13 protein-coding genes are annotated in these 14,570 nt (G+C 44.5%); all 13 read right to left on the bottom strand.

From position 1 onward, the window contains the following. Positions 1 to 12 precede the first annotated feature (12 nt). A complete protein-coding gene (locus tag CLV93_RS17920) occupies positions 13 to 1,101 on the bottom strand; it encodes a D-TA family PLP-dependent enzyme (RefSeq protein ID WP_106543600.1) in 1,089 nt (362 codons plus the stop codon). 1 nt (position 1,102) lies between these two features. Continuing rightward, complete coding sequence (locus CLV93_RS17915) at positions 1,103 to 1,573, bottom strand: RidA family protein (protein ID WP_106543599.1); 471 nt, start codon at positions 1,571 to 1,573, stop codon at positions 1,103 to 1,105. A gap of 11 nt (positions 1,574 to 1,584) precedes the next feature. Further along, complete coding sequence (locus CLV93_RS17910; RefSeq protein ID WP_246187242.1) at positions 1,585 to 2,904, bottom strand: gluconate:H+ symporter; 1,320 nt, start codon at positions 2,902 to 2,904, stop codon at positions 1,585 to 1,587. 171 nt (positions 2,905 to 3,075) lie between these two features. Further along, a complete protein-coding gene (locus CLV93_RS17905; RefSeq protein WP_106543673.1) occupies positions 3,076 to 3,426 on the bottom strand; it encodes a DUF3147 family protein in 351 nt (116 codons plus the stop codon). Positions 3,427 to 3,482: 56 nt separating this feature from the next. Continuing rightward, entirely contained in the window at positions 3,483 to 4,085 is a 603-nt protein-coding gene (locus tag CLV93_RS17900; protein WP_106543598.1) for a hypothetical protein, read from the bottom strand. Positions 4,086 to 4,180: 95 nt separating this feature from the next. Beyond that, a complete protein-coding gene (locus tag CLV93_RS17895) occupies positions 4,181 to 4,831 on the bottom strand; it encodes an HAD family hydrolase (RefSeq protein WP_106543597.1) in 651 nt (216 codons plus the stop codon). A gap of 109 nt (positions 4,832 to 4,940) precedes the next feature. Next, positions 4,941 to 5,531, bottom strand: a complete 591-nt coding sequence (locus CLV93_RS17890) for a TMEM175 family protein (RefSeq protein WP_106543596.1) — start codon at positions 5,529 to 5,531, stop codon at positions 4,941 to 4,943. 310 nt (positions 5,532 to 5,841) lie between these two features. After that, positions 5,842 to 6,777: an SMP-30/gluconolactonase/LRE family protein gene (locus tag CLV93_RS17885; RefSeq protein ID WP_106543595.1), complete on the bottom strand. Its 936-nt coding sequence runs from the start codon at positions 6,775 to 6,777 to the stop codon at positions 5,842 to 5,844. Positions 6,778 to 7,100: 323 nt separating this feature from the next. Further along, positions 7,101 to 7,808 (bottom strand): DNA alkylation repair protein, encoded by a 708-nt coding sequence (locus tag CLV93_RS17880; protein ID WP_106543594.1) that lies wholly within the window; start codon positions 7,806 to 7,808, stop codon positions 7,101 to 7,103. Positions 7,809 to 7,928: 120 nt separating this feature from the next. Continuing rightward, the gene (locus tag CLV93_RS17875) at positions 7,929 to 9,488 is read right to left on the bottom strand and encodes a rhomboid family intramembrane serine protease (RefSeq protein WP_106543593.1); all 1,560 of its coding nucleotides are present in this window, start codon (positions 9,486 to 9,488) and stop codon (positions 7,929 to 7,931) included. Positions 9,489 to 9,575: 87 nt separating this feature from the next. Beyond that, on the bottom strand, positions 9,576 to 9,956 hold the full coding sequence (locus CLV93_RS17870; protein WP_106543592.1) for a VOC family protein: 381 nt from the start codon (positions 9,954 to 9,956) through the stop codon (positions 9,576 to 9,578). Positions 9,957 to 10,097: 141 nt separating this feature from the next. Then, complete coding sequence (locus CLV93_RS17865) at positions 10,098 to 11,609, bottom strand: hypothetical protein (RefSeq protein WP_146142070.1); 1,512 nt, start codon at positions 11,607 to 11,609, stop codon at positions 10,098 to 10,100. 1,207 nt (positions 11,610 to 12,816) lie between these two features. Next, positions 12,817 to 14,466: a hybrid sensor histidine kinase/response regulator gene (locus CLV93_RS17855; protein ID WP_106543589.1), complete on the bottom strand. Its 1,650-nt coding sequence runs from the start codon at positions 14,464 to 14,466 to the stop codon at positions 12,817 to 12,819. Between the last annotated feature and the right edge of the window lie 104 nt (positions 14,467 to 14,570).

Here is a 14,570-nt window from a genome sequence, read left to right as displayed (position 1 = left end):
TTTATTAGCTGTTTAGTAAATTCTTTTTCGGGCGGTTACGTCCCAGGTTCCGGTTACCTGGTGGTTTGTGACCACATACACTTTTTCGTGGAGCGCCATCGTGGGGCAGATGTGTTTCGGTAGGGCGTAGACCAGCTCCCCGATTTCGAAATCCTCTTCCCGGTCGGGAGCTACTACCAGGTGTTCTTCGCTATGATTGACCACTTCTCCGGGCTCAAAATCGAGAAATTGCAGTCTCGGATGGGGCATTTCCGATGCAAAAGCCTTGTAACCTAAATCGAAGCAGACATTGCCGTGCGGTTTACTGATGACCCTTCCGGCAATAACGGCAGCTGGCAGAAAATCGAGGTCGGGGATGGTTTCGGTGTAGCCGGCGTCCCAAAGAATAGGCGTTCCCGGGCACAGCGTTCGTTCGGGGTATTGCACATGTATCGGAAATGTGGGCGTACCTCCGCAGGCGATTTCTTCCACGTCGATGCCTTTCTCTTTTATATTCTTCACCAGATGAGCGACGCTTTCGAAGTCACGGTCGATATGAGCCTTCCGTTTGGCTAAGTCTATTTCATGAACATGGCCGTCATAAAAGTGAAAACCTGCAAAACGAAGATTTTTACTACCATGAATAAAATCGACGATGATTTCGGCCAAACCGGGAATGATTCCGGTCCGGTGCATGCCGGTGTCCAGGTCGATGAAAACACGAACCGTTTGACCTTTCTGAGAAGCAGCGGTATCGAGCATGTGGGCTGCTGCGAGCGAGTCGATGGTGACGGCAAAAGTTATATTCGGGAAGCGGTTGGTGAATTCCAGAAACCAGTTAATTGCCGGACCGAGCAGCGGATAAGCCAGCAAGATGTCTTCGCCGCCGTTTTCAGCCACCATTTTTACTTCCGACAGCGTCGCACATTTGAATTTGCGGATTCCCATCTGCACCTGCAGCTGAATAATCTCGGCAATTTTGTGAGTCTTCACATGCGGACGCAGCCGTTTGACATCACCCGCCATCACAATCATTCGCCGGATATTTTCTTCTATCCGGTCGGGGTAAAGCAATACGGATGGCGTAAAAACCGATGATTCGTTGGTAACGGAATACCACATATCAACTTTCTTCGTGTAGTTCGAAAATACATTCTACCTCCACAGCAATGTTGCCGGGAAGAAACATACCAACGGCACTGCGGGCGCCTTTGCCATTTTCTTCGCCAAAAACATCGACCATAAACTGGCTAAAACCGTTGATGACTTGCGGATGTTGCTCGAATTCCGGGTAGCAGTTGACCATTCCCAGCGTTTTAATCAGGCGTTTGATTTTGCCTAAATCGCCAATTTGCGCCTTGATGGTGGCAAGCATGGCCAGTCCCACTTGACGGGCAGCGACTTGACCTTCTTCCACCGTTAAATCGCGTCCAACTTTTCCTTTGATTAATTGCTTGTCGCTTTTCAGCGGGCCTTGTCCGGAAACATAAAGGTGGTTGCCGGTAATAACGACCGGACGATAGATGCCGCCTAACGGAGGAGCGGGTGGTAATTCCAGTCCCAGTGCTTTAATTTTTTCTTCTACTGTGCTCATCTTAGTTTGGTTTATATAAAATGATTGATGATAAAAACACCTGCCAGACCGACCAGTGAAATGGTTGTTTCCATTACGGTCCAGGTCATAAAGGTTTCTTTCACCGAAAGGTTAAAGTATTCTTTAAACATCCAAAAGCCACCATCGTTCACATGCGACAGCATTAGACTTCCCGATCCAATAGCCAGCACCATTAATTCGGGCGATACGTGTGGTAACGATGCTAACGGGAGAACGATTCCGGCTGCGGTCATTCCCGCTACAGTGGCTGAGCCGACTGACACCCGAATGACCGCGGCAATCAGCCAGGCAAGGAACAACGGAGACATTTGCGAATGTCTGAGTAATTCTCCTAAATATTCGCTGATGCCACTGGCGACCAAAACCTCTTTCAAACCTCCGGCGCCTGCCAGAATCAGCAATATCATGGCAATACTGGATACAGCGTGTGCCAGCCGGTCCATGATGTCGGGAATACGCTTTCCGCGACGGATTCCCAATGACCAGATAGCAAAAAGTACAGAGAGTAACATCGCCAGAACCGGATTGCCAATCCCTTCAATGTATGGATAAATGGCGCTTTCTTTTGGAATGAAGTGATTCGCTATCCCTGAAAAGGCGATCAAAATAACGGGCATCAAAGCAGTTAAAATGCTGATGAACGTCGACGGTAGATCCTTTTCGTCCAAAACTTCATGTCCGGTGAAATCTGCTAATGGTTTCGCCTTAATTTTTTTGAAGCGGGGAGAGAGTATCGGTCCGGCGATGATGATGGCCGGAATGGCAATGAGCAAACCGAGCATCATGGTATCGCCGATATCAGCATGAAACATAGCTGCTATGGCTGTTGGAGCGGGGTGTGGGGGCAGATAGCCATGTGTTACTGAAAGGGACGCCAGCATGGGTAATCCGACCAGGAGCAAAGGAAGCCCCGTTGCCTCGGCAATGGTGAAGGCGATGGGTATGAGGATGACAAAGCCGACGGAATAGAACATGGGGATACCGACAATAAAGCCGGTTAACATCAGGGCCCAGTGGATTCGCTTCAAACCAAAGGCTCCGACCAATGTTTGAGTGATTCGCTGTGCCGCACCGCTGTCGGCCACCAGTTTACCCAGCATGGCTCCAAATCCGAGAATCAACACCAGCAAGCCGAGCGTTTCGCCCATTCCCTTTTTCAGGGCATCGATGATGGCATTTAACGGCAGGCCCATGGCCAACCCAACAAAAAGGCAAACCAACGTAAACGAAATAAAGGCATTGAGCTTGAATGCGGTAATCAGCAGCAGGAGTAATATAACGCCGGCCAGGACAATCAGTAAGGGCATCATAAGGCAGCAGTTTGATGATGTCTCCTAAATCCAAAGCGTCTTGTTCGGATTTAGGAGAGCATTTGCTTTCGTCCTTAAAATTAAGCGCCTCTCCGGATTTACCAACTCTTTGCAAAACAAATAGAGGAAATCCGACACGGTTTCTTTAAGTTGGAGTTAATTTCCGATTGATTAGATATGGATGCCAAAATATTTCAATGTCATCACATATAGCCAATATGCCAGGGCGGTAAAGACCACGGAAAGAAATAAGGCAATCCAAAAGCTGAGCCCACTTTTGACTAATAGAGGAAAGGAAATTAAAAATACATAGCTGGGAATAACAGCCAGAAGAACATTCCAGGAAAGACTCACAACTTTCCCAACGTCATGCGTGTCGAGATATAACCAAATCATAGCCAAAAACGTAGTCAGCGGAAGCGACGCATATATGGCCGCCATAATCGAGTTGCGTTTTCCAACTTCCGAAATAGTAACAATCAGGATAGAGGTCAGCAGTACTTTAATGATATATCTGAGCATCTTCAGGGTGTTTTGTTTGTGATTGAATATTCTTACGTAAGTTTTATTCTCGAAGTTCAAGTCAGCGAAAAATATTTGATCAATAACACGACGGCCCCGACTACCAGGAACAGGTCGAGTTGTACTTTCAGCTTCAGTAAGCCAAACAAACCATAAAAGAGTCCGGCAATGACGAAAGCCAATGAGATGCAGGCTGAATTCAACCCGTTAAAAACCAATAGAAATCCAATGACAACCGACAGGGTGGGACAGGGAATTAAACCAGCGGGCGAGGCGTACAGATAACCGATGTGAGAATTGGTTTCGATGAAATGGGGATAAACCAAACCAAATGTCATCATGAAGATTCCGGTCATGACAAACGGCCATTGAGCCATTACGACAGGCAATCCGGATATTCCCATGCTGAAAACGAAAAGCCAAATGGCCAGTGCGGTAAACAACGCGCCATTAAAGGGATTTCCCCTCATCCAGGCCAGCAAAGCCACCGTCAGCAACGGAAGGCACAAAATGCTTCCCAGCAGCTGGTTTGAAGGTGTCCAGCCTGCTAACAGCGCTATAATCAATACATAGAAAAGGAGATGCCAAATCTTAGCCAGCGTGACATAATCATTCGCAATGGCATGTAGTCCGTCAAGAATCTCTTCAGCTTTCGGCATGATTTCTTGTTTCAGGTTCAGAAAAGTTATTTCCCTTGAAATTAAGAACTTTAACAGAGAGCCCGAAAGCAAAAGAGAAAAATGTTGACGGTTGTCTATAGTAATGCCATCAACTCTGAAGGATGTGCAACTGTCTTCTTAGCACCGTTGGCGCGCAGCTCTTCTTCACCCCGAAAACCCCACAGAACACCAACGGCGTACATTCCGGCGTTATTGGCGGTTTGCATATCGACGTCTGTGTCGCCTACGTAAATCATCTCTTTCGGGTCAATCCCCATCTCTTTGCTCATTTGAAGCGCCTTTTGCGGATTGGGCTTTTTTAGGGATTCATCGGTCAGACCGGCGATGATGGTAAAATATTCTTCCGGAAGAAGTGCTCTGGCCGTCTGTTGCGTCATTTCATCCGCTTTATTGGAAAGGATGGCCAGTTTTAAATCGCGGGCTGCCAGTTCATCCAGCAAATCGGTAACCCCATCGTACGGACGGGTCTTTTTAACGCAGTTTTCCTTGTAAAGACCGTACATCGTTTCGAAGTAAGCCTGAATGGTTGTTTCATCCCGGTGCGATTCGGGCAACGCTTGTTTGACGAGGTTCCTAATCCCACTTCCTACAAACAGACGGTAGGCTTCGGTATCGTGTGTGGGCAGGTTGTTCTCGCTGAGCACCCGGTTCATCGAATCGGCAATATCTTCGATGGTATCGAGCAACGTACCATCCAAATCGAAAATAATTCCTTTAAAAGACATGAGTTCTGTTTTTGTTCGCGGTTACATTCTGAAATGAATCGGCAAACTTACACAATTTGCAGGGGACATCACAAGAAGAGCTCTTCGTTTCGGATAGAAATCGAATACATCAATGTTTGGAAGAGGTTTCTGCAATTGTCCGTTCTATCCGCTTATCAGGAATCAGCCAGATGAGGGCGACAAGAATGTATATACCTCCGGAAAGCCATTGACTCAACCAGCTGGAACCGATGGCAATCAGGTACAATATCGGCGATATTTTCCCCTTGATATCTTTTCCAATGGCTTTTGCCAGAAGAGAAGTATGTCCGTGACTTTTAATGATCAGGTTTTGCAGGACGAAATAGGCTATCGCAGCCATTAACAGGACTACCCCATACAAGGCAAGAGGCGTGGGGCTGAATTGATTTTCGCCCATCCAGCCCGTCACAAACGGGATGAGTGAAAGCCAGAAAAGCAGATGCAAATTGGCCCATAAAATGCTGCCATTCACCCGCCTCACGGTGTGCATCATGTGGTGGTGATTGTTCCAGTAGATTCCCACGTAGATAAAGCTCAGTACGTAACTTAGAAATACCGGGATTAGCGGCTTCAAATCAACCAGCTCATGACCATGGGGTACTTTAATTTCCAGTACCATAATGGTAATGATAATCGCCAGTACTCCGTCGCTGAAGGCTTCCAAACGTCCTTTATTCATGTTTCAGGTGTGTAGGTTTTAGCCTTTTAACGTGATAAAGGCAACAAGGTTAACAATCCGGCTAACGGCCGAGGGCAGCCAACAATGAAAATACGAATTGCGTGCATGCCTTCAGCCTATTGAATAATGAGTAATCTATCTGAGTTTTATCGTCTGGAGTCTGGTGTCTTCTTTCTTAGCAAAAGAAAACGGGCCAAAGGCAAAAGCAAAGTAGAAGCGCAACCTGTAACCCGAAATACGAAGCCCGACAACAGGAACCACAGAAACTACAGAAACCGCGGAGCACAATCTGTAACTATTTAATAATTGTTCATTCCTCATTTCTCATTGCTCCTGCTCCTTTCACCTTCATCGGCAGTTTGTAGAAACCATGACTGGCAGTAATGAACAACGTTTTGAAATGCGGTCCGCCAAAGGTTACATTGGCTGTCCAGTCCTGTTTCACGTCAATGTGGTCAATCTTTTGCCCCGATTTGTTGAAGACGGTTACGCCTTTTCCGGTGAGGTAGAGATTGCCTTCCGCGTCGAGCGTGAGGCCATCCGAGCCCATGTCGGTGAATAGCTTCCGGTCGGTCAGGTGACCGTTCTTTTCGATTTGATACACGTAGGTTTTGTTGGCACCAATATCGGCTACGTACAGATGTTTGCCATCCGGCGTGCCGATGATGCCGTTGGGCTTCACGAGGTCGTCGCCAACAATAATCACCTTGTGACGGTCGGGTGTGAGGTAGTAAACACGTTGCTTTTTGATGGCGGGTTGCTTGCGTTTCCAGTAATCGCGCTGATAGTACGGGTCGGTGAAGTACATGCCACCTTTCGGGTCAATCCATACGTCGTTGGGACCATTCAGCCGGTGTCCCTTGAAGTCTTTTATCAGCACGGTTACCTTTTTATCCGGAGAAATTGACCAAAGCTGGTCATGCAAATCGGCGCAGGTGATGAGATTCCCCTTCCGGTCGAAATACATTCCGTTCGAACGTCCGGCATTGTCCATAAAAACCGAAAGTTTCCCGCTGGTGCTGTATTTCCAGATTTTGTTGTTGGGCTGATCGGTGAAATAAATATTTCCTTTGGCATCGGCTGCCGGTCCTTCGGTGAAGGAGAACTGACTGGAAATAAGTTTCAACTGAGCGCCGTCGTCCACTACCGGACTGTTCTGCGCGTTGGCTATGGGAGCGAACCCCAGTATTCCGGCCACTATCGCCGGTAAAATCCGAATCAAACGGATGGATGAGAATAACTGCATGTATCAGAGGTTCTTGTTTATTATCGTTCAGTAAACCGCCATTTTTCAGGCGAACGAAAGATAGTATTTTCAACGGAAACCAAAATGGAGAGAGGGAGAAAGGGTGAAGTGGAGAGTGGGCGATTGGGTGATGGGGAGAATAGGAGATTATCTAACAGCAACGACGAAGCGTGACCTGAAACCCTGTAATTAATGAACAATGAGAAATGAAAAATGAAGAGAACGATTCGGCTGAACCTGTAACCAACAATAGGAACAACAGTAGCAACAGAAACGATAAAAACCACGAAGCCCAATCTGTAACTTGAAACCTGAAACCTCTTCTATTTCTCCATCGCTACCGCCTTCATCTCCTTCGGCAGCTTCTCAATCGCATACCGCAATGCCGTGCGGGGCATCACTGCTTTGTTACCCACCACGTAGTCGAACACTTCCTGCTGGTGAGCCTGACTCGCGGCTTTCAACATCCAGCCATAACCTTTTTGCACCAGATCGTCCGTGTCGAGGAGTAAAATGTCCGCGATGGCGAATATTTCTTCCCAAAACAGGCCTCTTCGTGCCGGGACAATCAGTGAAACAGCAGCAGCCCGTTTCACCCACCGGTTTTCAGACCGCGCAAACGCCTTTAATTGGGACAGGAACTCCGGGTACATCATCACAAAGTCGCCGATGGTGTGATTGCATAATGCATCGCACGAAGCCCAGTTGTTCACATAATTAGTTACCCAATTCGCAAACACATCGAAATCCTCCGGAACGTACTGTTTGCGCAGGGAATAGGCCCAGTTGCAAGCTACAAATGACTCTTCCAGGTTACCCGACTGCCATAATCGGTCACATAAGGCGAAAATATCCGCTTTGTTCTCCTTTTTCAGCTCTTTCCAGTACTCCTTACTGATTTTATGGAGGACCGCCGCTTTCACGCCATACGATTTTAGTTCTCCCTTGAAGAATCGTTGCCCCGATATCCGGGTTTCTTCCGTTGCATTGCTTTGCAGTTCTCCGCGAAGGCGGGTGAGGATGTTGTTCATGGAATTTTTATTGTATAAAATATATGTCTGCTACTTTCGAGCAATAGGCCTTTATATCTTATGGAATTTACAGAAATCACTTTAGATATATTTAGTGTGGTGACAACCATATGTTGAATCTTAGCTTGTCTCAAGCAGGTATTTTTTTATCGGAATATAAATCAAACCAATTATGAACCCACTAATCAACCCACCAAGGTGTGCGGCGTTGTCAACAGGCGCAATAAGTCCCATGAATAGGGTGGGACCGATAATTACGAGCAAGCCAATTGATAAAATGCCGCGGGACTTCTTCAAATCGTTATTTAAAAGGATCATAGCCAATCCGATGCCATAGAGCCCCATAATAGCGCCTGATGCCCCTACGCTGAGAGTTCTTTCATGAAAAAACATACTGGATATGCTCGATATAACACCGGTCAGGAGATAAAGGATGAGGTATTCCGGGAGACTTAAAGCTTCTTCCAGGAAAATACCAATGAGAACTAATGCAAACATGTTTAGTACTAAATGTACAAGCCCGGCATGAACAAAGATGGATGTAAACAACCGCCACCATTCTCCTTGCTCGACAAGTGGGCGAAAATTGGCACCCCAATGCAGTAAGTCTATTGACGAAGGTTCCATTAAATTGGTTCCGCTGGCTACCATAACAAGCAAAACCAATAGGTTGATGTCAACTAACAGCGAAGTTGCAAATCTTCCTTTAGCTGGAACCAGGTAAGCGATGATACCAATCGATTGCTTTATTTTTTCACTGGAGTCAAGCTTTTGGTACTTGCTTAATAGGCGTGTTTTGATTGGTCTGTTATATATCAGGAGAAAGAAGAGTAATTGAAAACCTAAAAATGTGCCTATAAGCCAAGCCAGTTTACTTCCATTCCGGGTCGCATAAGTACCTTCCTCTGGCTCAAGAATGGTAACGTGTTGGATTATTTCGTCCCCTTGCGGTACTCTTTTAATGGCTTCAATAAAGTTATCCCGTTCTTCTGAGTTCGTTAAACGCTTGAAATAGTTCTGCGGATGGAAATTATACCCTCTGAATTCTTTTATGCTTTTGTCAATGAACCGTTGAATTTTTTCAGGCTGCTCTTTCATATCCCACTTATGGTTTGGGAATCTCTGACCATAGGTTTTCCCAATCCATACATTTAAATCGGTCATCGAACCGTAGTATTGGGTTGTATCGACCATCGGACAGGTAAAATGAACATTAATCCATATCTCCGTTCCATATCGGTTTGCGCTTTTTCTGGAAACCGAAAAACTACTAAACTTCTTAAAAGCATAGTAGTTGTCAATTTGGTAGTACTTGGTCCTGGGATGTTGAGTAATCTCTGTTGTACTTTTCAGAGGAGTTAACTTGCCATTTTCGGTGTTGATGTAGAGTTGCATGATAATCAGAGGGACGCCTATAGCGAATACACTTATAAGACTCAGAAAATCTTCAGTCTTATCTTTCACCACCAGAAAACTCACTTTCGGACGGACAAATAGATAAGCAAAAAGTGCTGCTATTCCCATTGGCAAAAAAAGATCAACCAGTATTTCTTTCGGTTCGATCAAATGGTACTGAATAATCAATAGATAATGAGCCAGGGTATAAAGTCCGATAATGACAACGGTTGCTGTCAATATCGGTAAATAGATATGTTTCAGAACCTTCTTAGGAGATTTCATGGGTGGATTTAAGATATTGGTCTGTTAGTGAACGACATCAAAAATAATTGTTTTCCGTTTCAATGGAGAAATCTGTCTCCAAATAATTTACGCGTAATCACTAATCTCAATCAGGTTGCCATCCGGATCGCGGAGGTAAAGCGAGCGGATTTTCCCGGTGGCGCCGGTCCGTTCCACAATGCCCTCGATAATCTTTACGCCCTTGCCGATGAGTTCGGCCTGCACCTCCTCAATGGCGGTGGCGCTGACGAGACAAATATCGGCCGATCCGCAGGTGGGAGCGGAGGCTTTGGGCTCAAATTCGTTGCCTTTTGGGTGCAGGTTGATTTTCTGCCTTCCAAACGACAACGCTTTCCGGTTATTCCCGAAAACCACCAGCTCCATGCCCAGTATTTCGGTGTAAAACTCGATGGTTGCCGCCATATTGGCAACAGTCAGGACAATATGGTCAATGCGATCGATTTTCATGGAGTGGATTAATTGATATTTAATTGTAGTGTTGATGGTCTCGGCTATGAGCAGAATTGGCTAACGTGAAATTTTCCTTCTGTCGGAGATGATGCTTGGACCGACTACATACGTTCGAGTTAGCACTTTCCCTGCTATTGCTTATGTGCCATTGTTAGGTGTCATTTTCATCTTGTAATTATCTTTAATCCAGTTAAATGATGCAATCGCTTCATTGACTGTTTTACCATCTACCCTGTGCTGATTACTACCGTGAAATATTGCATTTCTATGCTTATTTACTTTTGAATAATGGCTTAATATCTTTTTATAGCCTTCTTTTAGTTCAACTTGTTTACTAAGATTTTTAATAATAGAAAACCAGCTGGTTTTACCATTTTTAGTTGTTGGCCATTCTATTTTATCTGCTTCTTGTCGCGGAATGTATTTTTCCACCAATTCTTTTGCGTTTATCCAATATGATTTTGACGATGTGAATTCATCATAATCAATGTTACTTTGTTCGCATATTGATCGTGTCTTTTCTTCAAACAAAGCTTCAATGCCAGCATTTAACCAAAAGATAGCTTCGTTTGTATTTCCTGTTCCCAATTTATCGATTGCCAAAATAAGACATTTGTCAAACCATTGTTTTTGAATAGTAATCGAATGATTTTCTATTATTACCTCTTTGTTTTGCTTTGAAATACTTAAAGACTGACCAGGCGGGTCAATTTTTGTATTATAAAGTTCATTATCATTTGCTAGTGTTAAATAAGTAATGGCTCCAATGTCATTAGGGGTAATTAACCACCTACCGATGTGGTCTTCGGGTTTATAAATATTCCAAGAAATTTTTTCAACTAGTTCAAATAAGTAATTATGTACAAACGGACTATTATGGTTTCCTTTTTCAGGAGGTAATGACAAGTTTTCCGATGGATATGAAGAATCTAACAATCCATTAATTGATACACTTATTTTGCAAATGCAATGTTGCCATTGAGAATTAGCCATTGGAATAACAGAATTGTCTGATGTAGCAGATACCATTGACTGACCACTGGTCATAAATTCTGGACTCAAAATAATTTCTGTTTCCAAATCAAAATACTGGATTCGAATTATTGTCTTTTCTTTTACAGGAGTAACGGGAATCGTTGTTTTCAGTATTGTTTTTAATGTTTTGCTTTTATATCCAGATATGAGTTGTTCTAACTTGTTTTTATGTTCATAAAACTCATTTCTTTTTTCTTCTTCAATAGGTTCTTTAATTTTCGAAAGTTGTTTTAAATAATTGTCTGGATTTATTGTGCCTTTTTTATGTGGTATGGCAATTTGGTTATACAAACTCCATATGATTTCATCAATTTGTAAACAGGAAATATTGTCATACCATCCAACTTCCATTTCAATTTTTTCTAAAATTCTCAATGTTTTTGAAAATAGAATAAAGGAGTCTTTCTCTAGAACATAGGGGGATGGTATTGAATAATTATTTAGTTGTGAGCATATATAATAAAAATACTTAGAGAGTTCTGCTCTAGGAATTTTTTGTCTTATTAAATTCCAATTGGTATCAATGCAAGATAAAATATCATTTAACTGAAATGTTCTGTAGTGTCCACTATTATTTGACTCAACTATAGTCGATATTATGTTTTCTATTCTCATGCTTTCTTTCCAATTATAATGTTGATTCCCTACGAGTCAAATTACACCTAACGAATGTGCAAAACAACTTAATTGTATTTAGATTGTCTTTCATCTTTTTGTATTACTGGTTCTCTAAATTAACGATTCACCACTTTCTTTTCGTATCCGACATTGTCCTTCACCCAATAACTTTTCAACACCCCAACGTTCATATAAAATAAAACACAGCAAAATCCCAATAAAATAAAGTGTTATATCACTCTCTATCCAATCCCTCCTCCTAAACATAGGCAACCATTCGTCATATGAAGAATCCGGCGAACAGAAAATTTTTCCCGCCATGCTCATCAAGAATTTTACGGGCCAAACCGATTTTGATCGCGTCGCCCAAAAATTCTCTTGCCGGTCAAGCGCTCCCGATCGTATTTCTAAAAGTTTTTTGGTCGACGAGTTGATTCTGAATTCACTCCTGAAAGCTTTTAGGGAGGCGAACTGCTCCAAAAGTTGTTTCTGAAGACTTTTAGGCCGGTAAACCGCTCCGGATTTTGCCCCTAAAAAGTTTTAGGTCGGTAAATAGGTTCTGAATTGGTCCCTGAAGAGTTTTAGATCGAAAAAAATATTCTGTTCGGGTTTCCAAAAAGCTTTAGATCAGTAAATAGGTTTGGAATAGGACCCTAAAAATTTTTAGATCGGGAATTTTTGGCTGGGGTGCTTCCCAAAACGTTTCAGATCGGAAAAATATAGCTGGACATCGACCAAAAAGTTTTCAGATCGAAAAAATACGGCTGGGAGGCTCCCAAAAAGTTTTTAGATCGCGAAATTACATCGGGTTAGGGTTCCGGGCTTTCATCGAGCTTCGCTCTGTTGGTGATGGCACGCCCCGGTAAGGGGGCTGTTCCAAATCCATCAGACAAAATTTGGTGTATGTTTTATTCGGCCTGAAAGGCCAACTGACTTCAACCCGGGGCGAAACCCCGGGTTATGGAAACGGAACGTATATGCGGTCGCACAACGGCTATGATTGAAAAAGAATCGCTGTCTCGACCGCAATGGTAATGGCGCAGCATTAATGGTAAACTGCCCCTGCAGGGTGCAGGAAATGATCGGTGCCATTAACCCCAAGGCGTTGCCATTGGGCTGAATTAAATTGTCCCGTAGAGACGTACAAAAAAATCCTGACAGGTTACGAAAACCTGCCAGGATATAGGGGTGGAGCATCGTTTGCTTATTTACTGAAATACTTCTGCCGGACGGCTTTTAGCTTGTATTTGTTCACGGGTTTGGAGAAGTAGTCGTTGCATCCGGCCTGGATGGCTTTCTCGCGTTCGCCGGTAAAACCGAAGCCGGTTAAGGCGATAATGATAACATCTTTATTGAATTCCCGTATCTGACGGGTCGTCTCGTAGCCATCCAAACCGGGTATCTGCACATCCATCAAAATCAAATCGATATCGGGATTGCCGCGGGTAATTATCACCGCGTCCTCACCGGTCTTCGCCAAAGCAATTTCGTTGCCAAACATCTTCGCGGCAATGGATATGATTAACTCCGATGTTTCATCGTCTTCAACAATCAGCACTTTCAGGTTACCGTCTTCATCGTCCGGTTCGGAAACAATGGCTCCGTTTTCGCCCAGGTTTCGCTTTTCCGATTCCTCGGCAAATGGAAGGGTGAAATAGAAGACAGAGCCTTTTCCTACCTCACTCTCCACCCATAACTTTCCACCTTGTTTCTCGATGAACTCCTTGCAGAGAATCAAACCGAGTCCGGTGCTGGTTTCTCCTTCGGTTCCTTCGCGGTTGACTTTCCCGTCGAGGCGGAACAGCTTGTCCAGCATCTCCCGGTCCATCCCAATTCCCGTGTCGGCAACGGATATTTCGATAAAACGGTCGGGCAATAGGTTGGCTGTAATGTCGACTTTTCCGCCCCGGGGCGTGAATTTTATCGCATTGGAAACCAGGTTGCGGATAATGGTCTGCACAACATTCACATCGGCGAATACCTCGAGGTTATTGGGGATGGCACAGGTGATCTCAATCTCTTTCGCCTGCGCGGGTTCTGCTAAAATATCCAGGCTGTCGATGATGATGGAGCAGAGGGGAATGATTTCCGGGTTGAACAGGATCATTCCCTGCTGCATGCGCGACCACTGCAACAGGTTTTCGAGCAAGCGGTACAGGTGCGAAACCGAGTCGCGCATGGTTAACGAGAACTTGCGTATCTCTTCCATGGTCAAATCCTGCAGGTTTTCCGCCATAACCTGGGTCAGGCCCAGAAAGCTGTTAAACGGGCTGCGCAAATCATGCGCGATGATGGAGAAGAACTTGTCTTTTTCGGCATTGCTAATCAGCAGTTCTTCATTCATGCGCTTGATTTCGGCTTCCGCTTTTTTCCTTTCGGTGATATCCCGGTCGACGCCCCGGTAGCCTTTCAAATTTCCCTTTTCGTCGAGAATGGGAACACCATTGGTGAGCACACAACGCAATTCACCATCTTTGGTGATAACCCAGTTCTCCATGTCCTTAATCGGGGCTTTCTTTTCGATAATTTCTGCAAACAAGGTGGCAACGCGTTCTTTTTCTTCGGGGGGCATGAAATCAAACGGCGTCTTCCCGATAACATCCTCCGGCAATGAGCCGAACATGTCGATGCCGGTTTGCGATGTGTAAGTGTACACGCCTTTTTCGTCGACTTCCCACACCCAATCGGTCTTGTTGATTTCGCGGAGGCGTTCTTCGCTTGTCTGCAAATCCAAATCGGCCTGCTTCCGACCGGCTATGTTTTTGTCGTATTCCTTCTTTAACGATTGGTATTTCTGTTGCAATTCCTGCAACTCAACGATGAGTTCTTTTTTGGTTTTGGCATTTTGATTCATTACACAGGTTTTAGGGTTCCCGTTAATGGGGCGGTTGCATTTCACCGGTCATCAGCGGTGTTTTCACTTTACAAGAATGGGGTAGTAATATGGGCAAAAAAAAT

Origin of the sequence: Prolixibacter denitrificans (assembly GCF_003014495.1) — a bacterium.
Classification (GTDB): Bacteria; Bacteroidota; Bacteroidia; order Bacteroidales; family Prolixibacteraceae; genus Prolixibacter; species Prolixibacter denitrificans.
This window is presented reverse-complemented; position numbering and strand designations above follow the sequence as displayed.

What these genes read in the sequence shown, in the direction of transcription:
- CLV93_RS17920 (WP_106543600.1), bottom strand. Translation starts at nt 1,101, where the DNA reads ATGTGGTATTCCGTTACCAACGAATCATCGGTTTTTACGCCATCCGTA.
- CLV93_RS17855 (WP_106543589.1), bottom strand. Translation starts at nt 14,466, where the DNA reads ATGAATCAAAATGCCAAAACCAAAAAAGAACTCATCGTTGAGTTGCAG.
- CLV93_RS17915 (WP_106543599.1), bottom strand. Translation starts at nt 1,573, where the DNA reads ATGAGCACAGTAGAAGAAAAAATTAAAGCACTGGGACTGGAATTACCA.
- CLV93_RS17875 (WP_106543593.1), bottom strand. Translation starts at nt 9,488, where the DNA reads ATGAAATCTCCTAAGAAGGTTCTGAAACATATCTATTTACCGATATTG.
- CLV93_RS17910 (WP_246187242.1), bottom strand. Translation starts at nt 2,904, where the DNA reads ATGATGCCCTTACTGATTGTCCTGGCCGGCGTTATATTACTCCTGCTG.
- CLV93_RS17900 (WP_106543598.1), bottom strand. Translation starts at nt 4,085, where the DNA reads ATGCCGAAAGCTGAAGAGATTCTTGACGGACTACATGCCATTGCGAAT.
- CLV93_RS17885 (WP_106543595.1), bottom strand. Translation starts at nt 6,777, where the DNA reads ATGCAGTTATTCTCATCCATCCGTTTGATTCGGATTTTACCGGCGATA.
- CLV93_RS17905 (WP_106543673.1), bottom strand. Translation starts at nt 3,426, where the DNA reads ATGCTCAGATATATCATTAAAGTACTGCTGACCTCTATCCTGATTGTT.
- CLV93_RS17865 (WP_146142070.1), bottom strand. Translation starts at nt 11,609, where the DNA reads ATGAGAATAGAAAACATAATATCGACTATAGTTGAGTCAAATAATAGT.
- CLV93_RS17890 (WP_106543596.1), bottom strand. Translation starts at nt 5,531, where the DNA reads ATGAATAAAGGACGTTTGGAAGCCTTCAGCGACGGAGTACTGGCGATT.
- CLV93_RS17870 (WP_106543592.1), bottom strand. Translation starts at nt 9,956, where the DNA reads ATGAAAATCGATCGCATTGACCATATTGTCCTGACTGTTGCCAATATG.
- CLV93_RS17880 (WP_106543594.1), bottom strand. Translation starts at nt 7,808, where the DNA reads ATGAACAACATCCTCACCCGCCTTCGCGGAGAACTGCAAAGCAATGCA.
- CLV93_RS17895 (WP_106543597.1), bottom strand. Translation starts at nt 4,831, where the DNA reads ATGTCTTTTAAAGGAATTATTTTCGATTTGGATGGTACGTTGCTCGAT.